This window comes from Vibrio sp. 1562 (genome assembly GCF_033340155.1).
GTDB lineage: Bacteria > Pseudomonadota > Gammaproteobacteria > Enterobacterales > Vibrionaceae > Vibrio > Vibrio alginolyticus.
In genome coordinates this window covers 1-648 of sequence record NZ_JAWOVY010000444.1, presented here as the reverse complement: position 1 = coordinate 648, position 648 = coordinate 1, and the positions used below count along the sequence as shown (strand labels likewise).

Below are 648 nucleotides of genomic sequence, written 5' to 3'. Positions count from 1 at the left end.
GCTAAATCTGAGGGTAAGCGGATTGGCCGACCAGAAGCTATCAGTACAACTCAAAAAGTTCAAGAATGTAGGGTAAGAGGACTGAGTCAATCCAAAACAGCAAATGCTCTTGGTATCTCCATTCCGACGGTCAAGCGGCATTGGAACAAGCGGCTAACTGAAAGAGTTCAATGAGAACAATGTTCCATGATACTGTTAGGTTGAGTTGAGTTCTGCCAGAAGTAATTACTCGTTAAGAGGTTAACGATATTGCAAGAACCTTGTTCTTGCTTAGAGCAAGGCTACTAAGATATCCCGCTGATATTTGATACAAGAACATTGTTCTGACTGGAAAATCGGATAACCTCTCTGTTAGTAAACGACGCTGATAGAAAGGGATGCTTGTGAGCTTATTCATCAATACTCAAAAACTAACGGTAGCAAAAGAGGATCACTTAACTGAATTCTTCGCTGCTGCGTTAAGGTCTTCAGAACGTTTCAATCGAGCATTTGTTAGGTTGATATTTGGAGACCAAGATAGCAGGTTGATCAGCAAGGTCGAGACACAAGTTATCTATCCAGGATGCCGACCAGACATGCGTCTGATATTAAGTGATGGTTCAATTGTTCTTTGTGAAAATAAACTCGATGCTGCCGAAACGATCGGTA

1 pseudogene is annotated in these 648 nt (G+C 41.7%); it reads left to right on the top strand.

Annotation, left to right across the window (positions count from 1 at the left end):
* Positions 1–377: 377 nt before the first annotated feature.
* A pseudogene (locus tag R7Z49_RS25700) lies at positions 378–648 on the top strand (hypothetical protein); the annotation flags it as partial.